Annotated in this window: 26 protein-coding genes and 1 riboswitch; of the genes, 12 read left to right on the top strand and 14 right to left on the bottom strand. The window is 71.6% G+C overall.

Features of this window, described 5'->3' with window-relative positions:
• Positions 1–121: 121 nt before the first annotated feature.
• Positions 122–466, top strand: coding sequence for a hypothetical protein (locus NX794_RS26535; protein ID WP_258781526.1), 345 nt, complete (start codon positions 122–124; stop codon positions 464–466).
• 22 nt (positions 467–488) lie between these two features.
• Positions 489–1,673: a glutathionylspermidine synthase family protein gene (locus NX794_RS26530; RefSeq protein ID WP_258781525.1), complete on the top strand. Its 1,185-nt coding sequence runs from the start codon at positions 489–491 to the stop codon at positions 1,671–1,673.
• Here the strand turns inward: NX794_RS26530 and rocD are convergent.
• Positions 1,663–2,880 (bottom strand): ornithine--oxo-acid transaminase, encoded by a 1,218-nt coding sequence (gene rocD / locus NX794_RS26525; RefSeq protein ID WP_258781524.1) that lies wholly within the window; start codon positions 2,878–2,880, stop codon positions 1,663–1,665. The two genes, NX794_RS26530 and rocD, sit on opposite strands and share 11 nt — an antisense overlap.
• Before the next feature lie 91 nt (positions 2,881–2,971).
• A riboswitch (ZMP/ZTP riboswitch) is annotated at positions 2,972–3,060 on the top strand.
• Positions 3,061–3,092: 32 nt separating this feature from the next.
• Between rocD and NX794_RS26520 the strand changes: the two genes are divergently transcribed.
• The 3 genes from NX794_RS26520 to NX794_RS26510 all read left to right on the top strand — a co-directional run bounded on the left by NX794_RS26520 (position 3,093) and on the right by NX794_RS26510 (position 7,115).
• Entirely contained in the window at positions 3,093–4,559 is a 1,467-nt protein-coding gene (locus tag NX794_RS26520) for a glycine hydroxymethyltransferase (RefSeq protein ID WP_258781523.1), read from the top strand.
• 772 nt (positions 4,560–5,331) lie between these two features.
• Positions 5,332–6,345 (top strand): tryptophan--tRNA ligase, encoded by a 1,014-nt coding sequence (gene trpS / locus NX794_RS26515; RefSeq protein ID WP_258781522.1) that lies wholly within the window; start codon positions 5,332–5,334, stop codon positions 6,343–6,345.
• Between the two features lie 185 nt (positions 6,346–6,530).
• Positions 6,531–7,115: a 2'-5' RNA ligase family protein gene (locus NX794_RS26510; protein ID WP_258781521.1), complete on the top strand. Its 585-nt coding sequence runs from the start codon at positions 6,531–6,533 to the stop codon at positions 7,113–7,115.
• Positions 7,116–7,128: 13 nt separating this feature from the next.
• On the opposite strand, the gene dprE2 is transcribed toward NX794_RS26510, so the two are convergent.
• Both dprE2 and NX794_RS26500 read right to left on the bottom strand, forming a co-directional pair.
• Positions 7,129–7,884 carry a decaprenylphospho-beta-D-erythro-pentofuranosid-2-ulose 2-reductase gene (gene dprE2 / locus NX794_RS26505; RefSeq protein WP_258781520.1) on the bottom strand — a complete coding sequence of 252 codons (756 nt, stop codon included), beginning with the start codon at positions 7,882–7,884 and terminating at the stop codon, positions 7,129–7,131.
• Between the two features lie 39 nt (positions 7,885–7,923).
• On the bottom strand, positions 7,924–9,258 hold the full coding sequence (locus NX794_RS26500) for an FAD-binding oxidoreductase (RefSeq protein WP_258781518.1): 1,335 nt from the start codon (positions 9,256–9,258) through the stop codon (positions 7,924–7,926).
• A gap of 143 nt (positions 9,259–9,401) precedes the next feature.
• On the opposite strand from NX794_RS26500, the gene NX794_RS26495 reads away from it, so the two are divergent.
• A complete protein-coding gene (locus NX794_RS26495) occupies positions 9,402–10,397 on the top strand; it encodes a YihY/virulence factor BrkB family protein (protein ID WP_258781516.1) in 996 nt (331 codons plus the stop codon).
• On the opposite strand, the gene NX794_RS26490 is transcribed toward NX794_RS26495, so the two are convergent.
• The gene (locus tag NX794_RS26490) at positions 10,345–11,619 is read right to left on the bottom strand and encodes a D-alanyl-D-alanine carboxypeptidase family protein (RefSeq protein ID WP_346434229.1); all 1,275 of its coding nucleotides are present in this window, start codon (positions 11,617–11,619) and stop codon (positions 10,345–10,347) included. The two genes, NX794_RS26495 and NX794_RS26490, sit on opposite strands and share 53 nt — an antisense overlap.
• On the opposite strand from NX794_RS26490, the gene NX794_RS26485 reads away from it, so the two are divergent.
• A complete protein-coding gene (locus tag NX794_RS26485) occupies positions 11,618–11,857 on the top strand; it encodes an SCO4848 family membrane protein (RefSeq protein WP_258781514.1) in 240 nt (79 codons plus the stop codon). The two genes, NX794_RS26490 and NX794_RS26485, sit on opposite strands and share 2 nt — an antisense overlap.
• Positions 11,858–12,114: 257 nt before the next feature.
• Positions 12,115–13,659, top strand: a complete 1,545-nt coding sequence (locus tag NX794_RS26480; protein ID WP_258781513.1) for an ABC transporter substrate-binding protein — start codon at positions 12,115–12,117, stop codon at positions 13,657–13,659.
• On the opposite strand, the gene NX794_RS26475 is transcribed toward NX794_RS26480, so the two are convergent.
• The 5 genes from NX794_RS26475 to NX794_RS26455 form a co-directional block, all read right to left on the bottom strand.
• Complete coding sequence (locus NX794_RS26475) at positions 13,660–14,277, bottom strand: Uma2 family endonuclease (RefSeq protein ID WP_258781512.1); 618 nt, start codon at positions 14,275–14,277, stop codon at positions 13,660–13,662.
• A 90-nt stretch (positions 14,278–14,367) separates the two neighbouring features.
• Positions 14,368–15,096, bottom strand: coding sequence for a TetR/AcrR family transcriptional regulator (locus NX794_RS26470; protein WP_258781510.1), 729 nt, complete (start codon positions 15,094–15,096; stop codon positions 14,368–14,370).
• Between the two features lie 11 nt (positions 15,097–15,107).
• Positions 15,108–15,623: a DUF393 domain-containing protein gene (locus NX794_RS26465; protein ID WP_258781583.1), complete on the bottom strand. Its 516-nt coding sequence runs from the start codon at positions 15,621–15,623 to the stop codon at positions 15,108–15,110.
• A gap of 5 nt (positions 15,624–15,628) precedes the next feature.
• Positions 15,629–16,036: a hypothetical protein gene (locus NX794_RS26460; protein WP_258781509.1), complete on the bottom strand. Its 408-nt coding sequence runs from the start codon at positions 16,034–16,036 to the stop codon at positions 15,629–15,631.
• Positions 16,037–16,130: 94 nt separating this feature from the next.
• Positions 16,131–16,541 (bottom strand): VOC family protein, encoded by a 411-nt coding sequence (locus NX794_RS26455; RefSeq protein WP_258781507.1) that lies wholly within the window; start codon positions 16,539–16,541, stop codon positions 16,131–16,133.
• A gap of 203 nt (positions 16,542–16,744) precedes the next feature.
• Between NX794_RS26455 and NX794_RS26450 the strand changes: the two genes are divergently transcribed.
• The 3 genes from NX794_RS26450 to NX794_RS26440 all read left to right on the top strand — a co-directional run bounded on the left by NX794_RS26450 (position 16,745) and on the right by NX794_RS26440 (position 18,045).
• Entirely contained in the window at positions 16,745–17,206 is a 462-nt protein-coding gene (locus NX794_RS26450; protein ID WP_258781506.1) for a TM2 domain-containing protein, read from the top strand.
• Complete coding sequence (locus NX794_RS26445) at positions 17,199–17,603, top strand: DUF2752 domain-containing protein (RefSeq protein WP_258781505.1); 405 nt, start codon at positions 17,199–17,201, stop codon at positions 17,601–17,603. Before NX794_RS26450 ends, NX794_RS26445 begins: the two co-directional genes overlap by 8 nt.
• 178 nt (positions 17,604–17,781) lie before the next feature.
• A complete protein-coding gene (locus NX794_RS26440; RefSeq protein ID WP_258781504.1) occupies positions 17,782–18,045 on the top strand; it encodes a TM2 domain-containing protein in 264 nt (87 codons plus the stop codon).
• A gap of 72 nt (positions 18,046–18,117) precedes the next feature.
• Here NX794_RS26440 and NX794_RS26435 read toward each other — a convergent pair whose 3' ends face one another.
• From NX794_RS26435 to NX794_RS26415, 5 genes are all read right to left on the bottom strand, one after another.
• Positions 18,118–18,897: a succinate dehydrogenase iron-sulfur subunit gene (locus NX794_RS26435; protein ID WP_258781503.1), complete on the bottom strand. Its 780-nt coding sequence runs from the start codon at positions 18,895–18,897 to the stop codon at positions 18,118–18,120.
• Complete coding sequence (gene sdhA, locus NX794_RS26430; protein WP_258781502.1) at positions 18,897–20,651, bottom strand: succinate dehydrogenase flavoprotein subunit; 1,755 nt, start codon at positions 20,649–20,651, stop codon at positions 18,897–18,899. Before sdhA ends, NX794_RS26435 begins: the two co-directional genes overlap by 1 nt.
• A 19-nt stretch (positions 20,652–20,670) precedes the next feature.
• A complete protein-coding gene (locus NX794_RS26425; RefSeq protein WP_258781501.1) occupies positions 20,671–21,153 on the bottom strand; it encodes a succinate dehydrogenase hydrophobic membrane anchor subunit in 483 nt (160 codons plus the stop codon).
• 5 nt (positions 21,154–21,158) lie between these two features.
• Positions 21,159–21,539, bottom strand: a complete 381-nt coding sequence (gene sdhC / locus NX794_RS26420; RefSeq protein ID WP_258781500.1) for a succinate dehydrogenase, cytochrome b556 subunit — start codon at positions 21,537–21,539, stop codon at positions 21,159–21,161.
• Positions 21,540–21,652: 113 nt separating this feature from the next.
• A complete protein-coding gene (locus NX794_RS26415; RefSeq protein ID WP_258781499.1) occupies positions 21,653–22,207 on the bottom strand; it encodes a 2-oxo-4-hydroxy-4-carboxy-5-ureidoimidazoline decarboxylase in 555 nt (184 codons plus the stop codon).
• A 155-nt stretch (positions 22,208–22,362) separates the two neighbouring features.
• Here NX794_RS26415 and NX794_RS26410 point away from each other — a divergent pair, with 155 nt between their 5' ends.
• Positions 22,363–24,006 (top strand): beta-N-acetylhexosaminidase, encoded by a 1,644-nt coding sequence (locus tag NX794_RS26410; RefSeq protein ID WP_258781498.1) that lies wholly within the window; start codon positions 22,363–22,365, stop codon positions 24,004–24,006.
• Positions 24,007–24,092 lie beyond the last annotated feature (86 nt).

The raw sequence follows: 24,092 nt of genomic DNA, 5'->3' as shown, positions 1-24,092 counted from the left end.
CCAGTGGTGATCCATCCGGCCCCCCTGTACGGCCGTTACCGCCGGTCTCTACCCTGTTCCGGGCGACCGGATCGACATCGATGACACAACCGGCCACGCCATCACGGGGAGACACGACGACATGACCACAGTTCAGCCACGCACACGCATACGTAGGCGCCTGCGCTCCGGCACGGTCGTGCTCGGCGGTGTGGGCCTGCTCGCCACCGCCCTGACCGCCTGCTCGTCCGACCCGGACAAGCGCTGCGTGGACCGCGACAGCTACACCCAGGGCAAGGGCTACAAGGTCGTCTCCGACAAGAACTGCAAGTCCGGCAGCTCAGGTTCCCACGGCACGTGGTACTACGGCGGCAGCAAGAGCGGCGGTTACGTGGGGGACGGCTCCTTCACCAAGTCCGGCAAGGGATCCGGCGGCGTGCACCGGGGCGGCTTCGGGGGCGGCGGCAAGGGCGGCTCCGGGGGCTGACGGCCGACCACGGACCCCTGACATGGAACGCCGTACCCTCACCCCCCGCCCCGACTGGCAGCGCACCGTCGAGGAACAGGGGCTGGTCTACCCGCTCACCCGGCTGCCCGACGGCTCGCTGCGCCCCTACTGGGACGAGAGCGCCTGCTACGTCTTCTCCCTGCCCGAGGTCGAGGCGCTGGAGGAGACCGTCGAGGAACTGCACCGCATGTGCCTCGCGGCGGCCGGGCACATCGTCGCGGAGGACCGGTTCGCCGACCTCGGGATCACCGACCCGCGCGTGGCCGCCGCCGTCGCCGAGTCCTGGCACCGCCGTGCCGAACTCCCCTCCCTGTACGGCCGTTTCGACCTGCGCTACGACGGCACCGGACCGGCGAAGCTCCTGGAGTACAACGCCGACACCCCGACCTCCCTCGTGGAGGCCGCCTCCCCGCAGTGGTTCTGGATGGAGGACCGCTTCCCGGGCGCCGACCAGTGGAACTCCCTGCACGAACGGCTGGTCGACGCCTGGCGCGCGCAGGCCCCGCTGCTGCCGCCGGGCGCCCCGCTGCACTTCGCGCACTCCGCCGCCGACGAACTCGGCGAGGACCTGATGACGGTCGCCTACCTGAAGGAGACCGCCGAGCAGGCCGGCCTCGACACCGACTGGCTTGCGATGGAGGAGATCGGCTGGGACACCCTCTCCGGCCGCTTCGTCGACAACCAACTTCGGTTCATCAGAAGCATTTTCAAGCTCTACCCCTGGGAGTGGCTGACCACGGACGCGTTCGCCGGGCACGTCCTGGACACCCTCGACAACGGCGGCGGCACCGGCAGCACCCTGTGGATCGAACCGGCCTGGAAGATGCTGCTCAGCAACAAGGCCCTGCTGGCGGTCCTCTGGGAGCTGTACCCCGGCCACCCGAACCTGCTGCCCGCCTACCTGGACGGCCCCCGCGAACTCGCCGCCACGGCCGGCTGGGTCAGCAAGCCGCTGCTCGGCCGCGAGGGCGAGGGCGTCACCATCCACCCGCCCGGCAGCGCGCCCGCCCCGCGCGACGAACCCTGCTGCCACCAGGAGTTCGCGCCGCTGCCCGCCTTCGACGGCAACCACGTCGTGCTGGGCGCCTGGGTGGTGCGCGGCGAGTCCGCCGGCCTCGGCATCCGGGAGTCCGCGGGCCTGGTCACCGACGAGTACGCCCGCTTCCTGCCGCACGTCATCCTCTGAGGCCGCCCAGCACCGTCTCCGTGAACCGTTCGAGGCCCCCGTCCAGGTCCTCCTCGCCGATCACCAGCGGCGGGGAGAACCGGACGGTGGCCCCGTGGGTGTCCTTGACCAGCACGCCCCGCTCCGCCAGCCGTTCCGACACCTCCCGGCCGGTGCCGACCGCCGGGGCGACGTCCACCCCGGCCCACAGTCCGCGCCCGCGCACCGCCGTGACCGCGCCCGTGCCGAGCAGGTCCCCGAGGTAGCGGTGCATCCGCGCGCCCAGCTCGGCCGCCCGCGCCTGGTACTCGCCGGTGCGCAGCATCGCGATCACCTCCAGCGCCACCGCACAGGCCAGCGGGTTCCCGCCGAACGTCGACCCGTGCTCGCCCGGCCGGAACACGCCGAGCACCTCGGCGTTCGCCACCACCGCCGACACCGGCAGGATCCCGCCGCCCAGCGCCTTGCCCAGCACGTACACGTCCGGCACCACGCCCTCGTGCTCGCACGCGAAGGTCCGCCCGGTCCGGCCGAGCCCCGACTGCACCTCGTCGGCGACGAACAGCACGTCCCGCTCCCGGGTCAGCTCCCGCACCCCCGGCAGATAGCCGGCCGGCGGCACGATCACCCCCGACTCGCCCTGGACCGGCTCCAGCAGCACCGCCACCGTGTTCTCGGTCAGCGCGGCCCGCAGCGCCGTCAGGTCCCCGTACGGCACGATCTGGAAGCCGGGCGTGTACGGCCCGAAGTCGGCCCGCGCCTCCGGGTCCGTCGAGAAGCTGACCACGGTCGTCGTACGGCCGTGGAAGTTGCCGCCCGCCACGACGATCTTCGCCATCTCCGGGGGCACCCCCTTCACCCGGTACCCCCACTTGCGGGCCGTCTTGACCGCGCTCTCCACCGCCTCCGCGCCCGTATTGGCCGGCAGCACCATCTCCATCCCGCACAGCTCGGCCAGCTCCGTGCAGAACGCGGCGAACCGGTCGTGGTGGAAGGCCCGGGACGTCAGCGTCACCCGTTCGAGCTGCGCCCGCGCGGCCCGGAGCAGCCGGGGGTGGCCGTGCCCGAAGTTCAGCGCGGAGTAGCCCGCCAGCAGGTCGAGGTACCGGCGCCCCGCCACGTCCGTCACCCACGCGCCCTCCCCGGTGGCGATCACCACCGGCAGCGGGGCGTAGGTGGGCGCGCTGTGCGCGCCGGCGGCGGCGATCAGGTCGTCAGCGGTGCTCACAGGGCCTCCCGGGTACGGCGCTCACCCCCTTCATACGCTCGCTCGCATGGTGGACGCGGGACCTGCCGGACCCGGCGTGGCCGGTAGGCTGACGGCGGGCCGTGACTGGCGCGCTGGGATGGGACGGACCATCGGGGAGCGGCCCGCGGAACATCAGTGCCGTGCGCCTGGGCCGAACGCGAATGCCGTACGCACACCGTCCGGAGGTCCCCATGCCCGAGCAGCAGCCCCGCTCCACCGAGTCCCGCTCCACCGAGTCCACCGCTTTCCGCGCCGCCCTCGACGTGATCCGCTCCGTCGAGCCGCGCGTCGCCGACGCCATCGGCCAGGAGGTCGCCGACCAGCGCGAGATGCTCAAGCTGATCGCCTCGGAGAACTACGCCTCCCCGGCCACCCTGCTGGCGATGGGCAACTGGTTCAGCGACAAGTACGCCGAGGGCACGGTCGGCCGCCGCTTCTACGCCGGCTGCCGCAACGTCGACACCGTGGAGTCCCTGGCCGCCGAGCACGCCCGCGAACTCTTCGGCGCCCGGCACGCCTACGTCCAGCCGCACTCCGGCATCGACGCCAACCTCGTCGCCTTCTGGGCCGTCCTCGCCGACCGGGTGGAGGTGCCGTTCCTGGAGAAGGCCGGCGCCCGCCAGGTCAACGACCTCTCCGAGTCCGACTGGGCCGAGCTGCGGACCGCCTTCGGCAACCAGCGGATGCTCGGCATGTCCCTGGACGCGGGCGGCCACCTCACGCACGGCTTCCGCCCGAACATCTCCGGCAAGATGTTCGACCAGCGCTCCTACGGCACCGACCCGGCCACCGGCCTCATCGACTACGACGCGCTGCGCGCCCAGGCCCGCGAGTTCAAGCCGCTGATCATCGTGGCGGGCTACTCGGCCTACCCCCGGCTGGTGAACTTCCGGATCATGCGGGAGATCGCCGACGAGGTCGGCGCGACGCTGATGGTCGACATGGCGCACTTCGCGGGCCTGGTCGCGGGCAAGGTCCTCACCGGCGACTTCGACCCGGTCCCGCACGCGCAGATCGTCACCACCACCACCCACAAGTCGCTGCGCGGCCCGCGCGGCGGCATGGTGCTGTGCGACGACTCCCTCAAGGACCAGGTCGACCGGGGCTGCCCGATGGTGCTGGGCGGCCCCCTCCCGCACGTCATGGCCGCCAAGGCCGTCGCCCTCGCCGAGGCCCGGCAGCCCGCCTTCCAGGACTACGCCCAGCGCATCGTGGACAACTCCCGCGCGCTCGCGGAGGGCCTGAAGCGGCGGGGCGCCACCCTGGTGACCGGCGGCACCGACAACCACCTCAACCTGATCGACGTCGCCGCCTCCTACGGCCTCACCGGCCGCCAAGCGGAGGCCGCCCTCCTCGACTCGGGCATCGTCACCAACCGCAACGCCATCCCGGCCGACCCGAACGGCGCCTGGTACACCTCCGGCATCCGCGTCGGCACCCCCGCCCTCACCACCCGGGGCCTCGGCACCGCGGAGATGGACGAGGTCGCCGCCCTCATCGACCGCGTCCTCACCACCACCGAACCCGGCACGACCAAGTCCGGCACCCCCTCCAAGGCCTCCCACACCCTGGACCCGAAACTCGCCGACGAAATCTCCCACCGCGCCTCCGACCTGGTAGCGGGCTTCCCCCTCTACCCGGAAATCGACCTGGCCTGACCACCCCACGCCCCGGCCGACCGAGCCGGGTGGCAACGGGGTCCAGGGGACGGTCGCGGCGGCGGTCCCGGGCGCCGGAGTCCGGAGCGGCTTTCCGGCACCCGACCGCCCGCCCCTGTCGGCCCCACTCCCTGGCCGTGTCGGTTGCGGGACGGCTTGCGGCTCCCGCTCCCATCGGCGGGCCCCGTCTCGATCGGCCGAGTCGCGCGACCGGTGCCGAGGGCGGCGCGGCGGGGTCGCCTCTCGGCCGACCGGGTGGGGTGGTGGGTGGGCGTAGGCCGGGGGCCAGGGGGCGGTCGCGGCGGCGGTCCCGGGCGCCGGAGTCCGGAGCGGCTTTGCGGCACCCGGCCGCCCGCCTCTACCGGCCCGACTCCCTGGCCGTGTCGGTTGCGGGACGGCTTGCGGCTTCCGCTCCCATCGGCGGGCCCCCGTCTCGATCGGCCGAGTCGCGCGACCGGTGCCGAGGGCGGCGCGGCGGGGTCACCTCCTGGCCGACCGAGTCGGGTGGTGGGTGGGCGTAGGCCGGGGGTCCAGGGGGCGGAGCCCCCTGGGGCGGTGGGCGGGATGCCGGGTGCCCGGACGGGCGAGCGGTGCCGGGACGGGCGTAGAACCGGAGCCCTCAAGACCGGCGTCCCCGAAGACGGGCGTAGAACCGGAGCCCCCCAAGACGGGCGTCCCCGAAGACGGGCGTAGAACCGGAGCCCCCCACAAGAACCCGGTGTTGTCCACACCCGTTCCGGAGCCGCCCCCCGAACCTGAGAGAATGGTGAGCATGGCGACTGACCGACCCCGCGTGCTCTCCGGCATCCAGCCCACCGCCGGCTCGTTCCACCTCGGCAACTACCTCGGCGCCGTCCGCCAGTGGGTGGCCCTCCAGGAGTCCCACGACGCGTTCTACATGGTCGTCGACCTGCACGCGATCACCATCCCGCAGGACCCGAAGGAACTGCGGGCCAACACCCGCCTGGCCGCCGCCCAGCTCCTCGCCGCCGGCCTGGACCCCGACCGCTGCACCCTCTTCGTGCAGAGCCACGTCCCCGAGCACGCCCAGCTGGCCTGGGTCATGAACTGCCTCACCGGCTTCGGCGAGGCCTCCCGCATGACCCAGTTCAAGGACAAGTCCGCCAAGCAGGGCGCCGACCGCGCCTCCGTCGGCCTCTTCACGTACCCGGTCCTCCAGGTCGCCGACATCCTGCTCTACCAGGCCCACGAGGTCCCGGTCGGCGAGGACCAGCGCCAGCACATCGAGCTGACCCGCGACCTCGCCGAGCGGTTCAACGGCCGTTTCGGACCCACCTTCACGGTCCCGAAGCCGTACATCCTGCGCGAGACGGCGAAGATCTACGACCTCCAGGACCCGACGGTCAAGATGAGCAAGTCGGCGTCCACGCCGAAGGGCCTGATCAACCTCCTCGACGAGCCCAGGACGACCGCGAAGAAGGTCAAGAGCGCCGTCACCGACACCGACACGGTGATCCGCTACGACACCGCGAGCAAGCCCGGCGTCAGCAACCTCCTCACGATCCACTCCACCCTCACCGGCCGCACCATCGCCGAGCTGGAGCGGGAGTACGAGGGCAAGATGTACGGCGCGCTCAAGACCGATCTCGCCGAGATCATGGTCGAGTTCGTGACACCGTTCCGCGAGCGCACCCAGCAGTACCTGGACGACTCCGAGACCCTGGACTCGATCCTGGCCAAGGGCGCGGAGAAGGCCCGGGCCGTCGCCGCCGAGACCCTCGCGCAGGCGTACGACCGCGTGGGATTCCTGCCCGCGAAGCACTAGCCGCACCAGGGCGCACGACCGCACCCCCGCACACCCGTCCGCACGGGCAGAGCGCTGCACATCACTTCCGTCGCGCCTGCCCACAGGACAGTCATAGCCGTACAGTCGATAGCCGGATGTCGATACCCGGACGACTGGGAACACCGACGACTGAGAACACCACAGACGCGACGACAGGAGACGACGTGGGGACCGTAACGATCGGCGTGTCGATCGCGGTCCCGGAGCCTCACGGCAGCCTGCTCCAGGAGCGGCGCGCGGGCTTCGGCGACCCCGCCGCCCACTGCATCGCCACGCACGTCACGCTGCTTCCGCCGACCGAGGTCGAGGAGTCCGACCTGCCGGCCGTGGAGGCGCACCTCAGCGTGGTCGCCGCGGCGGGCCGCCCGTTCCCGATGCGGCTGTCCGGCACCGACACCTTCCGCCCCCTCTCCCCGGTGGTCTTCATCCGGGTCGTCGAGGGCGCCGAGGCCTGTGCCCGGCTCCAGCAGCGGGTGCGGGACGCCTCGGGGCCGGTGCCGCGCGAGCTGCAGTTCCCGTACCACCCGCACGTCACCGTCGCGCACGGCATCGACGACGCGGCCATGGACCGCGCCTTCGAGGAGCTGTCCGGCTACGCGGCCGAGTGGCCCTGCACCGGCTTCGCGCTCTACCAGCAGGGCACCGACGGCGTCTGGCGCAAGCTGCGCGAATACCCCTTCGGCGGCGCCGTGGTGCCGACCCAGGCCGGCCACGCCGACGCCGAGCGCGGCACCATCGCCAGCCGCTGATCCCCTCAGACCCTCAGAGGGGCAGCCTGCGGTACAGCGAGCGGGGCGCGTGCCGCAGCGCCGACATCACCGGCCGCAGCAGGCCGGGCACCCACACCGTCTCCGAGCGGCGCCGCAGCCCCAGTTCGATCGCCGCGGCCACCGCGCCCGGCGTGGTGTCCAGCGGGGCGGCGGCCCGGCCCGCCGTCCGCGCCGTACGGACGGTTCCGGGGCGGACGACCATCACGTGCACGCCGGTGCCGTGCAGGGCGTCGCCCAGACCGTGCGCGAAGGCGTCCAGGCCCGCCTTGCTGGAGCCGTAGATGAAGTCGGCGCGCCGGGGCCGCTCACCGGCGACGGAGGACAGCACCACCAGCGAGCCGTGGCCCTGGGCCTGGAGGGCGCGGGCGGCGACCAGACCGGCGGAGACGGCCCCGGTGTAGTTGGTCTGGGCGACCCGTACGGCGCGCACCGGGTCGCGTTCGTCGTGGGCCTGGTCGCCCGGCACCCCGAAGGCGAGCAGCACCAGGTCGATGTCGCCCTCGGCGAACACCTTGCCGAGGGCCGTCTCGTGGGACTCGGGGTCGAGCGCGTCGAAGGCGACAGTGCGCACGTCCGCGCCGAGCGCCCGCAGGCTCCCGGCGGCCTCCTCCAGCGCGGGGGAGGGCCGGCCGGCCAGCCACACGGTACGGGCGCGGCGCGCGACCAGCCGGCGCGCGGTGGCGAGCGCGATCTCGGACGTACCGCCGAGGACGAGCAGGGACTGGGGGAGACCGAAGGCGTCCTTCACGACAGCTCCAGGGGATCGGCGGGGCGGGGGCACGCGGCCTCAGAGGCCGAGTCGGCGGGCGAGGTCGGAGGTGAACACGCCGCGTGGGTCGCAGCGCGCCCGCAGGGCCCGGAAGCCGGCCGCGCGCGGGTACATCGTGTCGAGCAGGTCGGGACGCAGCCGGCCGTCCCCGGCGAGGGCCACCCGCCCGCCGGACGCCGCGACCTCCGCGTCCAGTTCGTCGAGGAGGACGGCGAGTCCGGGCAGCGCGGCCGGCAGGTCCACGGTGAGGCTCCAGCCGGGCAGCGGGAAGGAGAGCCAGCCGGTCCCGGCGTCCCCGAGGTGCTGGAGTACGGCCGGGAGGGTGGGTCCGGGCAGGGCGGTGAGGCGTCCGACGACCCGGTGCAGGGCCTCCTCCCGGCCGTGGCCGAGCGCGAACCGGTAGCGCACCAGGCCGCCGCCCCGGCCGTACGGCCGGCTCCACTGCTGCGCCCATTGCCGTCCCCACTGCTGGGTGCCGTCGAGGGGGTGGAAGAAGCCGGACAGCCGCCGGATCTCACCGGTGCGCGCGCGGGGCGCCGCCCGGTACCAGACGTCGCCCGCCACGGCGGCCCGCTGGTGCAGGGGGCGCGGGCGCAGGGCCTGGAGCCGCCGCCACGCGCGCGTGCCCCGGTCGCGGAGGCCGCCGGGGCCGTCCAGGGCGTCGAGAGGCGTGTGGTCGGCCCGGACGAGCACCCCGCGCCCGGTCGCCGTCCCGCGGCCCGTCAGGTCGATCCGGGCGGCCGCGTAGCGGTGCCGGTGGTCGCCCTCGGCCATCCGGGCCAGCAGCGCGTCCAGGTCGGCGGCGCGCTCGGTGTCGACCGTCAGGTACGGCGTCTCGACCGGCAGCAGCCGGAAGGTGGCCGTCAGCACGATCCCGGTCAGCCCCATGCCGCCCGCCGTCGCCTCGAACAGCTCGGTGTCCGGGGTGACCGTGCGGACCTCGCCGTCGGCGGTGAGCATCTCCAGGGACAGCACCTGGCGGCAGAAGGAGCCGGAGACATGGTGGTCGCGGCCATGCAGGTCGGCGGCGATCGCCCCGCCGACGGTGACCCCACGGTCGCCGGTCATGACCGGCGGCAGCCAGCCGAGCGGGAGCAGCACCCCCGCCAGCCGGTGCAGGGGCACGCCGGCGTCGCACAGGACGATGCCCTCGTCCGCGTCGACCACGTGCACCCGGTCGAGGCCGGTCAGGTCGAGGACCGCGCCGCCGGCGTTGCGCGCCGCGTCGCCGTACGCCCGCCCCGGACCGCCGGGGAGGGTGCCGCGCGCCCCGCTGTCGCGGACGGCCGCCGCGGCCTCCTCGTAACTGCGCGGGCGGACGAGGCGGGCGACGGAAACGGTGTCTTCGGACATGCCGGTGACCGTATCGCCCATATATCAGCGATTAGTTACAAAACATCCCGTGACCTCCCCAAGACGGGTGATTAGTGCGATGTCCCCTGATATTGACGTCATTTCAGCGGTGTGGACGGGGCCACCGAGGGCAAGTACCGATCATGGACTGGCTGAAGCGGTTGCCCGGCATCGGGCCGATCGTCACCCGGCTGATGATCACGCACGCGTGGCGGAGCTACGAGCGGCTGGACCGCGTCAAGTGGACCCGGCTGGCCGCCGCGATGACCTTCGTCAGCTTCGTCGCCCTGTTCCCGCTGCTCACCGTGGCCGCCGCGATCACCGCCGCCACGCTGAGCCCCGGCCGCCAGAAGACGGTCGAGGCCAAGATCGGCGAGCAGTTCCCGGGCCTGTCCCAGCAGCTCGACATCGGCACCCTGGTGCAGAACGCCGGCACGGTCGGGGTCATCGCGGGCGCCCTGCTGCTGTTCACCGGCGTCGGCTGGGTCGGCCAGACCCGGGACTGCCTGCGCGCGGTCTGGGAGCTGCCCGACCGGGAGGAGAACCCGTTCGTCACCAAGGGCAAGGACGCCGGCATCCTGCTCGGCCTCGGCGGCGCCCTGCTGGTCACGCTCGCCGCGTCCACGCTCGCCTCGGCGGCCATAGGCTGGCTCTCCCGGCAGATCGGCCTCCAGGAGCACGGCTGGGGCAGCGCCCTGCTCCAGGTCATCGCCTTCGCCGTCGCCGTGCTCGCCGACTTCCTCGTCCTGCTCTACGTCCTGACCCTGCTGCCCGGCGTCGAGCCGGGGCGCCACCGCCTGCTGGTGGCCGCGCTGCTCGGCGCGATCGGCTTCGAACTCCTCAAACTCCTCCTCAGCGGCTACATCCAGGGCGTCGCCGCGAAGAGCATGTACGGCGCGTTCGGCGTCCCCGTCGCGCTGCTGCTGTGGATCAACTTCACCGCGAAACTCGTCCTGTTCTGCGCGGCCTGGACGGCGACGGGCAGCAAGGAGGAGGAAGTGCCCGCGGAGCACGCACCCCCGCAGGCACCGCCCGAGAAGCCGGCGGCGGACGGGCACCCGGGGGGCGAGCCGGGGAAGCGGAGCGTCAGGGGCGCGACCGACGGCGCATCAGGTCCGGCAGCGGCCACCGGCGGTTGATCAGGAACACCCCGCCCCCGAGCAGCACCAGCAGCCCGCCCGCGACCGCCAGCGCGGTGCCGACACCGGAGCCCGTCCCCGCGGCGGAACTCGCCACCGGCCGGGACCCGGTGCCGCCCGCGCCCGAGGCCGGCTGCGGGGACGCGCCGGGGCTGGGCGCGGCGCTGTTCGGCGCGACGCTCCTGGGCGGCACCAGCTCACCCACCGGTTTCACCTTGCCGGCCGCCTGGAAGCCCCAGTCGAACAGCTTGGCGCTCTCCTTGTAGACCTCGTTGTGCTCGTGCTTTTGCGGGTTCATCACCGTGACGAGCAGCACCTTGCCGCCCCGCTCGGCGACCCCGGTGAAGGTGGCGCCCGCGTGCGTGGTGTTGCCGTTCTTCACGCCCGCGATGCCCTGGTAGACGGGCACGTCGGTGTCGCCGCTGAGCAGCCGGTTGGTGTTGCGGATCTCGGCGTCCCCGAACGTCGCCGACACCGTGGCGCAGTAGTCCCGGAAGTCCTTCTTCTGGAGCCCGGAGCGGGCGAACAGCGTCAGGTCGTACGCCGACGACACCTGCCCCGGCTCGTCGTAGCCGTCCGGCGAGACCACGTGCGTGTCCTGGGCCCGGAGTTCGCCGGCGTGGTCCCGCATGTCCCGGACCGTCTGCGCGACCCCGCCGTTCATGGCCGACAGCACGTGCACGGCGTCGTTGCCCGAGCGCAGGAACACCCCGAGCCACAGGTCGTGGACGGAGTAGGCGTGGCCCTCCTTTATGCCGACCACGCTGGAGCCGGCGCCCACGCCCGTCAGGTCCGAGGGGACCACCTTGTGCCGGGTGCCCTTGGGGAAGCGGGGCAGCACGGTGTCCGCGAACAGCATCTTCAGGGTGCTCGCCGGGGGCAGCCGCCAGTGCGCGTTGTGCGCGGCGAGCACCTCGCCGGACTCGGCGTCGGACACCATCCAGGACAGCGCCGTCAGGTCCTTGGGCAACACGGGCACCCCGGGCGCCAGGTCGACCTGGGTACCGGGCATGCCGAGCCGGGCGCCGCCCACGGTCGACATCCGCGCGGGCGGTGTGGCCGTCGGGCTCGCGGTGGGGCTCGGGGCGGCGAGGGCCGCGGGCCCGGTGGCGGCCAGGGACAGCAGGACGGCGGAGGTGACCAGCAGCGATCGCCGGCCGGTCTTCGGCCCCGTGCCACCCCCGGCGCGGAACCGGACACGGGACGGCGATACTGGGGACATGAAGCTCAGCCGCCCGGTCTCCTGGTTCCTGCTCGCCTTCGGGGTGTGGAGCTGGATCATCTGGATCACTTTCGTCAAGAACCTGGTCAAGGACGGCAGCGGACTCGCCTTCGACGACGGCCACCCGACCGCGTACTTCTGGGTGCACCTGCTGCTGGCGATCGCCTCCTTCGTATGGGGGACGGCCATCGGGGTCCTCGGGTTGCGCGGACTGCGCGCACTGCGCCACACGTCATAGCGAGGACTCCCCGGGTCGCCCTCCCCGCCCCGCGGGGAACCGTCCCCACCCCTGTGGAAAACCTGTGAAACCCGCCGTACACATGGCCGGAACAGGCCTCGGTAAGTTCTTGTCCATCCCGGTCGGAAAGCCCTTCCCCGCGCTGAAACAGGTGTGATTAGGTGAGCCGCGCCACTTAGGGGAGTGGCGCAATCGTGCTGGGCCAGGGGTAGGGCCTCGCGGGGCCTGGGGAGGGCACCACCGTGCGATCTGTTCGCATGCGGATTCTCGTGACGCTGCTCGTACTCGCGATCGTGGGAATCGGCGGCTGGCAACTGCTGCCGTCGCAGGAGGACAAGAACAAGACGATCACCGTCGGCACCACGGACGCCGTCACGGACCTCGACCCGGCCGGCGCCTACGACGCCGGTTCCTGGGCGTTGTTCAGCAACGTCTTCCAGTCGCTGCTCACCTTCGAGCCGGGCGGCGTGGAGCCGGTCCCGGACGCGGCCAGGAGCTGCGGCTTCGTGGGCGGCGGACTCAGGACGTACCGGTGCACGCTGCGCGACGGGATCACCTTCCCGAGCGGGCGCGAACTGACGGCGCGGGACGTGAAGTTCTCCTTCGACCGGGTCAAGAAGATCAACTCCGACGTCGGCCCCGCGTCCCTGTTCACCACGCTCGGCTCGGTCAGCGCCGACGACGCGAAGACGGTGACCTTCCACCTGTCGTCCCCGGACGCCACCTTCCCGCTGAAGGTCGCCACGGGCGCCGGTTCGATCGTGGACGAGGAGAAGTACCCGGCGGGCGCGCTGCGCAAGGGCTCCGAGGTGGACGGCACGGGCCCCTACACGCTGAGCGGCTACACCAAGGACCAGTCGGCGGACCTCTCCCCGAACACGCACTACGAGGGCTACCTGAGCGGCACCGGCCGCCCGGTCCGGCTCCGCTACTACACCGACTCCCAGAAGCTCGACCGCGCGTGGAAGGGCCGGCAGGTCGACGTGGCCACCCGCACCCTGCCGCCGGGCGTCCTCTCACAGCTCAACCCGAGCGACCCCGAGCAGCGCGTCACCGAATCCGACAGCGCCGAGACCCGCAACCTGTACTTCAACACCCGCGCCGCCTCCCCGCTGCACGACGTACGGGTGCGCCGGGCGATCGCCTGGCTGGTCAACCGGGAGAAGCTGGCCGCGACGGTCTACGAGGGCACGGTCGACCCGCTGTACTCGCTGATCCCGACCGGCATCACCGGCCACACCACCTCCTTCTTCGACGACTACCCGGAGCAGAGCGCCAAGAAGGCACGCGAACTGCTCACCCAGGCCGGCGTGAGCCTGCCGGTGCGGTTCACCTTCGGGTACGGCATCGGGCGGGGCGCCGGCGCGGAGGAGGCCGCGGAGCTGAAGAAGCAGCTGGAGGCGAGCGGCCTGTTCAAGGCCGACGTCAAGGGGTACGAGTGGACCGACTTCCAGAAGCGCTGGGCCGCCGGGAAGATGGACGCCTGGGCGGTCGGCTGGGTGGCCGACTACCCGGACCCGGACACCTTCGGCTCCCCGCTGGTCGGCACCGGCTCCACGATGAGCACCGGCTACAGCGACAAGCGCGTCGACCATCTCATCCTGGACAGCCAGCAGTACGCCGACCGCAGCCGCGTGGCGGGCGACTTCCGCGACATCCAGTCCCAGGTCGCCGAGGACGTCCCGCTGATCCCGCTCTGGCAGCGCAAGGAGTACGTGGTCAGCACGGAGGACGTCGGCGGCGGCCAGTACCTCTCGGACGGTACGGGCGTCTTCCGCCTCTGGCGCCTGAACTGGATCTGATCAACCGCCCGACTTCTGCCCGGCCTTGATGATCTGCTCTACGTCGAGGGTGACTTCGGCGCCGAGAGAATCGGGAAGGACGACGGTCTCGCCGGGGGCGTGGACGCGGTGGTTCGTGTACGTGCTCCCGTCGGGCTCGGTGAGGAGGTGGAGACGCTGGTGCTTGCGGTCGACGATCACGTAGACCGGCACCTTGGCCTCGGCATACGCGCCGACCTTCGTCTTCAGGTCGTCCCGCCAGTTGCCGGAGGTGACCTCCAGGACCAGACGGAAGCAGACCGGGTCGTAGGCGTTGTTCTCGATGAAGTGGTCGTCGATGTCGGCGTCCACGATCACCAGGTCGGGGATGCAGTAGTCCTCGGCCCCGGTCGGGAGCTTGATCGCGACGCTCTGGAGGACCTCCGTCTCGCCATCGTCCAGACCGGCGCCGATGAAGGGGCGCATGAGTTTGGTCAGAGCGCGGGCGTGCGGGGCGTCCGGTGAAGGGGTCACGAGGAGGTGGCCTCCGATGATCTCGACGCGGTAGCCCGGATGGCGCTCCATGATCTCGTCGGCGATGGCCGTGAGGGAGAACGGCTCGTCGGCGTCGAAGGGCTGCTCGACGGATGCAGCGGACATCGCGTGCCTCCTAGGGGCTGGTGTCGAGAGCATCATCGTAGGCAGGCCGGCCGCCGGACGCCCGCTTCCCCCACGTTCACCCGAAAGTGATCACTTCCGCCCCGGATCCGGCAGCGCCCTCGTCATCCCCGGCAGGAAGTCCGTGAACAGCTCGTGGATCTCCAGGACCAGGGGCCGCAGGACGCGGAAGCGGGCCAGGGAGACGCCGCGGGCGGTGAGGCGGGCGCCGCGACGGGCCAGGCGGTAGCTGCGTTCGCGGCCCTCGGTGCGGTCGAAGACCCAGTACAGGACGAGGCCCATCTGGGAGAGCCACATCAGCTCGGGCAGCACCTCCCGGAGTTCGGGCGCGACCTTGGACTTCGAGCCGGCCAGCACCTCGCGGTGGACGCTGATCGCCGCCTCCCGGGCCCGCTCGCTCTCCGGTGAGAAGGGGCTGAGCGGGCTGTCGGGGTCGGCGGCGTTCTTGAAGAACTGCACGGCGAACTCGTGGTACGGCCGCGCGATGTCCAGCCAGACGGTGAGCACCCCGGCGAGCCGCGCCTCCAGGTCGGTCTCCGTGTCCAGCACCTGGCGGACCGCAGCCTGGTGCTCGGCGGCGATCCGGTCGTAGAAGCCCTGGATCAGGTGTTCCTTGCCCGCGAAGTAGTAGTAGGCGTTGCCGACGGAGACCCCCGCCTCCTTGGCGATGGCCCGCATGGTCGTCTTGTCGTACCCGCGTTCCTGGAACAGCCGCATCGCGGTCTCCAGGATCAGCGCGCGGGTCTGCTCGGACTTGCTCGGGGGACCGGCCGCCTCGGGGCCGTCGTTGTTCGCGGGCACGACAGGAGAGCCTAACGAGTGGCGCGGGCTCTGCGGGCACCGGACGGCGGCCGATGGACCCAGCCGGTGTCCCGGTGGTACTCCCAGCCGTCGGCCCGCCGGTACGTCTGCCCGCCCCAGGACCCGCCGTCGTTCTGCCACAGCGTGCCCCGCCACTTCGCCGCCGCCAGCACCGCGCCCCGGGCCAGCCGGGCGCCGGCCGGGGTGGCGAGCCTGTGGGCCCGTGGGCGGTGCTCGCGCAGCGCCCACAGGACGACGATCCAGGCGGACGCGCCCCGGTAGACCTGCCCGGCGTCGCCGACGACGGTGACCTCGTCGCGGGCCGCCCCGTGACCGAGCCCGGGGAAGCGGGCCCGGGCCTCGGCCGAGCCCGCCGGCAGCAGGTCCAGCGGCACCAGCTGCGACTGCCGTACCAGCCAGCCGCGCAGATGGACGCCCAGGGCGCGCTCGGCGTCGTACAGGACGGTGAGCCCGCGGACCGGGACGCCGGACGCGTCCCGGCCGTGCGCGGTGGTCGCGGCGGCCATCGCCGTCACGCGCCCGCCGTCGGGGCGACCCACTCCTGCGGGGCGACCGGGGGACGCTGCTCGCGCTCCATGACCCCGCGCCGGCGGATCCGGCTGAGCACGTACACGTTGCCCAGGTGCAGCACGCCGAGCACCAGCAGCACCACGCCCAGCTTGGTCGACAGCGCCTCGAAGATGCCGCGGGTGTCCTCGATGGTGTCGTCCCCGCTCAGGTACAGCGCCACGAAGCCGAGGTTGACCAGGTAGAAGCCGACCACGAGCAGGTGGTTGACGGCGTCCGCGAGCCTCTCGTCGCCGTGCAGGACGTCCGCGAGGAATATCCGGCCGTTGCGGCTGAGCGTGCGGGCCACCCAGACGGTCAGCGCGATGCTGACGACCAGGTAGATGACGTAGGCGATGACGGTGCGGTCCATGCCCCACCCCTTCTTGAACGCGTTCAAAACGCTGACAGTGGCCACTGTAGACCTGGTTTTGAACGCGTTCAAGTTCGATGCGGGAGGACTCCGTTCAGCTTCTGCGGCCCAGCGCCGGACGCTTGGTGTAGTCCGTGAAGCCGAGCACGTTGCCCCAGGGGTCCGCGATCTCCACCGTCCAGCCGGTGGCCACCGAGAACGCCTCGTCCAGTGGCTGGACGCCGGCCGCCGCCAGCTCCCGTGCCGCCACCCGCGCGTCCGGCACCTCCAGCCACACCCGCGGCGAGGGCCAGGGCGGGGTCCGGTGGCCCAGCGTCTCCTCGGCGCGCAGCAGGATGCCCGGCGTCTCCGCGCCGACCTTGAGCAGCGCGATGCCGCCCTCGTCGAAGCGGAACCCCACGGTGAACCCGGCCCGCTCGTAGAACGCGAGGGCCTCGTCGAGGTCCCCGACGGGAAGCAGTACGTTGTCGAATCCGAGCAGTTCGTACGACTGGTCATCTGACATGCCATCAGGTTAAGTGTCGTATCACCTCGAAACGGACATTGCGGGTGTCGTGCGCCCGGTTGCGCCGGAACCGGTTTCCCGACGGCGGTCCCTCTCCTGCAAGATGTGCATCCGCCGTCGTACAACCGAAGATCCGGTCAGCCGAAGATCCGGTCGTGCGACGGTCGGAGGAATCCGTCCCGTCAGGCCATCGGAGAACACCCGTGACCGAACAGCCCCCGCAGCAGCCCCCGCCCGGATACGGCTACCCCCCGCCGCCCGGCCAGCCGCCGACGGGGCACCCCCAGGGCGGCGGCTACGCCCAGGGCGGTTACGGGCAGGGTGGTTACGGGCAGGGCGGTTATGCCCAGGGTGGTTACGCCCAGAGCGGCTACCCGGGCGGCTATCCGCCCCCGCCCGGCACCTACACCGGCGACCCCCGGGCCCCCTACGGCTACGACCCCTACGGGCGGCCCTACTCCGACAAGTCGAAGATCGTCGCGGGTGTCCTCCAGCTGACCCTCGGCACCCTCGGCGTGGGCCGGTTCTACATGGGCAGCGTCGGCATCGGCCTGGCCCAGCTGTTCACCTGCGGCGGCTTCGGCATCTGGGCGCTCGTGGACGGCATCATGCTGCTGGTCAGCGACAGCCAGACGGACGCCCAGGGGCGGATCCTGCGTGGCTGACGTGCCGGGCCGGCCCCTGCTGCGGCATCCCGCGACCGCGCCGGCCGCGGTGCTCGTCGCGGGCGCGGCGGGGCTGGCCCGGCTGTACGGCACCGATCCGCACCAGCCGGGGCAGTTCCTGCCGCGGTGCCCCTTCCACCTCGTCACCGGCCTGCTCTGCCCGGCCTGCGGCGGCACGCGCCTGGTGTACGACCTGATGCACGGCCACCTCGCGCAGGCCTGGCTGGACAACCGCGCCCTGCTGCTCGCCGCGCCCCTCGCGCTGGCCCTGTGGGGGCGCTGGACCTGGGAGGGGCTGCACGGGCGCACCTGGCGCCCGGCGCTGGGCCGTCGCGGGCAGCTCGCCGTCCTGGCGACGGCCGTCGGCTGGACGGTCGTACGCAACCTGGTCGGGTAACCGGCCCGCATGCGCGCGACGTTGGCCGGTACTGATCACGAATGGCGAACAATAGGCCGACGTTGGCTCTTTCCCTTCTTTACCTTCTCTATGCTCAGGAGACGGGGGAGCGTGCGGCCGGGTGCCGCGCAGGGCGTTCCCCTGCGCGTATCACCCACCGCATCCCAGGAGTACCAGCATGTCCGTCCCCACTCCCCAGTCCCCGTACGGCGTCGACCCGCAGGGCCGCCCCTACTCCGACAAGTCGAAGATCGTCGCGGGCATCCTGCAGATCTTCCTCGGCAGCTTCGGCGCCGGGCGCTTCTACGTCGGCTCCACGGGTGTCGCCATCGCCCAGCTCCTCACCTGCGGCGGCCTCGGCGTCTGGGCCCTGATCGACGGCATCCTCTTCCTGACGAGCAACGACCGCACGGACAAGCACGGCAACGTCCTGCGCGGCTGACACCGCCCGCACACGCCGAAGGGCCCCGCCTCCCGTCCCGGAAGCGGGGCCCTTCGGCATGCGACCCGGAGGTCAGAAGCGGCGCGTGATCAGGGCGCGCTTGACTTCCTGGATCGCCTTGGTGACCTCGATACCGCGCGGGCAGGCGTCCGTGCAGTTGAAGGTCGTACGGCAACGCCAGACGCCGTCCCGGTCGTTGAGGATCTCCAGGCGCTGCTCACCGGCCTCGTCACGCGAGTCGAAGATGAAGCGGTGCGCGTTGACGATCGCGGCCGGGCCGAAGTACTGGCCGTCGTTCCAGAACACCGGGCAGGACGACGTGCACGCGGCGCACAGGATGCACTTGGTGGTGTCGTCGAAGCGCTCGCGGTCCTCGGCGGACTGCAGACGCTCCCGGGTGGGCTCGTTCGTGTCGTTGGTGACCAGGAACGGCATGACGTCCCGGTACGCCTGGAAGAACGGCTCCATGTCCACGACCAGGTCCTTCAGGACCGTGAGGCCCTTGATGGGCTCGACCGTGATCGGCTTCTCGGGGTTGATGTCCTTGATCAGGGTCTTGCAGGCGAGACGGTTCTTGCCGTTGATCCGCATCGCGTCCGAGCCGCAGATGCCGTGCGCGCACGAGCGGCGGAAGGTGAGGGTGCCGTCGACGTCCCACTTGATCTTGTGGAGGCCGTCGAGGACACGCTCCTTCGGGTCGATCTCCAGCTGGAAGTCTTCCCAGACGGCCTCCGCCGAGACCTCCGGGTTGAACCGGCGGATCCGGAAGGTGACCGTGATGTAGGGGGAGTCGGCGAAGCCGGGCTCGGGCCGGCCGGCCTCGTCCGCCTTGTCCAGAACAGGGGTAGCCATCAGTACTTACGCTCCATCGGCTGGTAGCGGGTCTGGACGACCGGCTTGTAGTCGAGACGGATGGTCTCGGCGCCGTCGGCACCGACCTCGCGGTACGCCATCGTGTGACGCATGAAGTTGACGTCGTCGCGGTTCGGGTAGTCCTCGCGGTAGTGACCGCCGCGGGACTCCTTGCGGGCCAGCGCCGAGACGGCCATGACCTCGGCCAGGTCGAGCAGGTTGCCCAGCTCGATCGCCTCCAGCAGGTCCGTGTTGAACCGCTTGCCCTTGTCCTGGATCGCCACGTTCCGGTAGCGCTCGCGCAGCTCGCCGATCTTCTCGACGGCGGTCTTGATCGTCTGCTCGGTGCGGAACACCATGACGTTGGCGTCCATGGTCTCCTGCAGCTCGCGGCGCAGGACGGCCACCCGCTCGGTGCCGGTGGAGGCGCGCAGGTGCTCGATCTGCTCGACGACCAGGGACTCCGGGTTCTCCGGCAGCTCGACGAAGTCGGCCTTGTGGGAGTACTCGGCGGCGGCGATGCCGGCCCGGCGGCCGAACACGTTGATGTCCAGCAGCGAGTTGGTGCCCAGGCGGTTGGCGCCGTGCACCGACACGCAGGCGACCTCGCCGGCCGCGTACAGACCCGGCACGACGGTGGTGTTGTCCGACAGGACCTCACCCTCGACGTTGGTCGGGATGCCGCCCATCGCGTAGTGCGCGGTCGGCTGGATCGGGATCGGGTCCGTGTACGGCTCGATACCGAGGTAGGTGCGCGCGAACTCGGTGATGTCCGGGAGCTTCGCGTCCAGCTGCTCCGGCGGCAGGTGGGTCAGGTCCAGGTAGACGTGGTCGCCCTCGGGACCGCAGCCGCGGCCCTCGCGGATCTCCGTGTAGATGGAGCGGGAGACGACGTCACGGGAGGCGAGGTCCTTCATGACGGGCGCGTACTTCTCCATGAAGCGCTCGCCGTCCTTGTTGCGCAGGATGCCGCCCTCACCGCGGGCACCCTCGGTGAGCAGGATGCCCATGCGCCAGATGCCGGTCGGGTGGAACTGGAAGAACTCCATGTCCTCCAGCGGCAGGCCCCGGCGGTAGACGGCGGCCTGGCCGTCACCGGTGAGGGTGTGCGCGTTGGAGGTCACCTTGAAGAACTTGCCGGTGCCGCCGGAGGCATAGATCACGGCCTTCGCCTGGAAGACGTGGATCTCGCCGGTGGCCAGCTCGTACGCCACCACGCCGGCCGACTTCTTGACGCCGTCGACCTCGGTGATGAGCTGGTCCAGGACGTAGAACTCGTTGAAGAACTCCACGCCCTCCTTCACGCAGTTCTGGTACAGCGTCTGGAGGATCATGTGGCCGGTGCGGTCCGCGGCGTAGCAGGACCGGCGGACCGGGGCCTCGCCGTGGTTGCGGGAGTGCCCGCCGAACCGGCGCTGGTCGATGGTGCCGTCCGGGGTCCGGTTGAACGGCAGGCCCATCTTCTCCAGGTCGAGGACGGCGTCGATGGCCTCCTTCGCCAGGATCTCGGCGGCGTCCTGGTCGACCAGGTAGTCACCGCCCTTGACCGTGTCGAAGGTGTGCCACTCCCAGTTGTCCTCCTCCACGTTGGCCAGCGCGGCGGCCATGCCGCCCTGCGCGGCGCCCGTGTGGGAGCGGGTCGGGTAGAGCTTGGTCAGCACGGCGGTGCGGCTGCGCTTCGTGGACTCGATGGCCGCGCGCATGCCCGCGCCACCGGCGCCGACGATGACGGTGTCGTACTTGTGGATCTTCATGATTCTCGCAGCCCCGTGCCTAGCGGATGTTCGGGTCGAAGGTGAAGATCACCAGCGTGCCGAGCAGGATGGTGAACACCGTGGCGGTGTAGAGCAGGCCCTTGAGCCACAGCCGGGTGTTCGCCCGCTCCGCGTAGTCGTTGATGACCGTGCGCAGGCCGTTGGCGCCGTGCAGCATCGCGAGCCACAGCATCAGCAGGTCCCAGACCTGCCAGAACGGGGACGCCCAGCGGCCGGCCACGAAGGCGAAGCCGATCTTGGAGACGCCGCCGTCCAGCACCAGCTGGATCAGCAGGTGGCCGATGACCAGGACGACCAGCACGATGCCGGACAGGCGCATGAACAGCCAGGCGGCCAGCTCGAAGTTGCCCCGGGTCGACTTCGGGGACTTCTTGGTGCGCTTGCGCGGGGCCTCGATCAGCGGGGCCGGGTTGTCGGCGGAGTAGACGGGGGCACCCTCGACGGGGCCGACTCCGGACGCGGGGGTTTCAGTCGTGGACATGTGCCTCAGCTCCCGAACACAACACGAGCGGCGTGACCGAGGACGGAGTAGAGCGACCCGATCATCAGCACGATCCAGATGCCCATCACGGTCCAGAACATCTGCTTCTGGTAGCGCGGGCCCTTCGACCAGAAGTCGACGGCGATGACGCGCAGGCCGTTGAGCGCGTGGAAGAGGATGGCGGCCACGAGGCCGTACTCCAGCAGCGCGACGATCGGCGTCTTGTACGTGGCCACGACCTTGTCGTAGGCCTCGGGGGAGACACGCACGAGAGCGGTGTCCAGCACATGTACGAACAGGAAGAAGAAGATGAGGACGCCGGTGACTCGGTGAGCCACCCAGGACCACATTCCTTCCCGGCCGCGGTACAGCGTTCCAGCCGGCACGGAAGAACCCTCCGGGAGCGGGGACTAGGGCCGCGCCGGCTTCGGTGTCGGTCGGGCCCGGCCGGGTACGGTCCACCGGCCCCCAGCATCGTAGCGAGGCGTCGCGGCGAGCCTTACGGGGGGCCTACCTGTGTGATCAAACTGGCACCGGATGGGTTACCGGCCTCGCCCCGCAGAAACCCCGTGATCCGGCCGCGGGCCAGCCGCCGCAGCTCCTCCGCGGTGATGGCGCGCTCCTCCTCTGGATCGTTCGCCCATCGTGACCTGATGGCCTCCAGGACCCGGTCGAGGGCCTCGGCCGGGGGCACGCCGCCCAGGTCGACGACGAACACGTGCCCGAAGCGGGCCTCGTAGGCGGCCAGGGCCGCGCTCAGGGCCGTGTGGGCCGCCGCGTAGGCGTCCGCCGGCAGTTCGGGCAGGGGCTCCCCGGCCAGCGCCTGAGCGAGGTCCGCGGGCGCGAGGTCGTAGGCCGCCTCGTCCGTCGCGGCCAGCAGGGCGTCCAGGTCGGGATAGGGGCGGTGGTCCGCGATCCGGTGGGCCCAGCGATCGCTGCGCAGACAGCGCAGCAGCAGGCCGCGTGCCTCGTCGGCGGGCGCCGCGTTGAACGCGTCGAGGGGCCTGGGCAGATACGGGGCAGGGTGGGCGGACAGCGTGGGTCCTCGCGTCACGGGTGATGTGGCAGGGGAAAGCTGTGAAGGATGTGCGCTCAGGTTATCGAGAGTGGTCACTCTGTGTCCGAGCGATGCCTGAAATTCACCCGGACGGGAGAGTTTCGGTACGTCTCGATGACGGGTGACGGGCCCGGCAGTCGTACGTTGGCAGGGTGACCCAGCACAGGCGCCGGCATCCGGCGGAGCAGGTGATACGGAAGCGCGCGGTGGTCGCCGCCGCGATTCTCGGGACCGTCGCGCTCGGTACCGGGGTGGGCGTGTGGGCCTCCTCGGGCGGCGGCGGCGCGAGCGAGGACGGGGGTGCGCGGCAGTCCTCCGACCGGGTGCCGGGGAAGGACCCCAGTGGGTCGCCCACGCCCTCGCCGACCCGGTCCTACCCGCTCTCCCAGGCGCCGCGCACGATACCCGCGGTGCGCTCGCACACCGCGGCGCGCGGGCCGGGCTGGCAGCCGCAGAAGGGCGGCCGGGTCGTGGTCGGCGACCCCGGGCTGGCCGACGAGGGCCGCCTCATAGCCGGCGAGCTGGGCCTCTCCTACGCCGGGCAGAAGGACGACAGCAAGGCCGGCGACGTGCGGCTCTCGCTCGGCGGGGGCGGCAACCAGGAGTCGTACACCATGACCGTCAAGGACGGCCGGGTCGACATCAGCGGGCCGGCCCAGGCCGGGGTCTTCTACGGCACGCGCACCCTGAAGCAGGAGGTCCACGGCGGCGGCACCGCTCCCGAGGGCGTCGTGAAGGACGAGCCCGCCAAGCCGGTGCGCGGGTTCATGGTGGACATCGCGCGCAAGCCGTACTCCGAGACCTGGATCGAGGACCGGATACGCGAGCTGGGGGACCTGAAGTACAACGAGCTGGGGCTGCACTTCTCCGACGACCAGGCCTTCCGGATCGAGTCCACCAGCCACCCCGAGATCGTCTCCAAGGACCACCTCAGCACGGCGCAGGTCAAGCGGATCATCGCCCTCGCGAACAGCCGGCACATCACGGTCGTCCCCGAGATCGACTCGCCCGGCCACCTGGGCGCCGTCATCGCCGCCCACCCCGACCTCCAGCTGCGCAACGCGAGCGGGACCGCCACCCGGGGCGCGATCGACATCTCCAAGCCCGCCTCGGCGAAGATCGTCGACGACCTGCTGAACGAGTACGCCGGCCTCTTCCCCGGCGACCAGTGGAACCTCGGCGGCGACGAGTACCAGGCGCTCACCGTCAAGGACCCGCAGGCCTCCTACCCGCAGCTCGCCACCGCCGCCCGCAAGGCCTACGGCTCCGGCGGCACCGTCGCCGACCTGACCACCGGCTGGCTCAACGACCGCGCCGCCACCGTCCGCGCCCACGGCAAGATCCCCCGGGCCTGGAACGACGGCTTCTTCCGCGGCACCTCCGTGCGGCCCGACAAGGACCTGCGCGTCGCCTACTGGACCGGCAAGGAGATCGGCGCCCGGCAGCCCGACGAGTACCTGAGCGCCGGCCGCAAGCTCATCAACTACAACGACGAGTTCCTGTACTACGTCCTCGGCCAGCCGCAGACCTTCGTCTACCCGACCGGACAGCGGATCTACGAGCAGTGGACCCCGCGGGTGGTGCGCGGCACGACCGCCGTACCGGCGCGCTACGACGGGCAGATCCTCGGCGGCACCTTCGCGGTGTGGGGCGACTTCCCGAACGCGCAGACGCAGGACCAGGTCGCCGCCGGCATCCGGATGCCGCTGCGGGCCACCGTCCAGAAGCTCTGGGACCCGGGCAGGCCCGCGCTGACCTGGGCGGAGTTCCAGCAGCTCGCGAACCGGCTGGGCTGAGGGGCGGGACCCGGAACCGAGTGGACGTACGGGCCTCGCGGGCCGTAAGTTCCGGTGCTCGTGTGTCCGGCCCGGGGAAGGCCGGC

Source organism: Streptomyces pyxinicus, assembly GCF_024753135.1.
In the GTDB taxonomy this organism is placed as follows: domain Bacteria; phylum Actinomycetota; class Actinomycetes; order Streptomycetales; family Streptomycetaceae; genus Streptomyces; species Streptomyces pyxinicus.
This window is presented reverse-complemented; position numbering and strand designations above follow the sequence as displayed.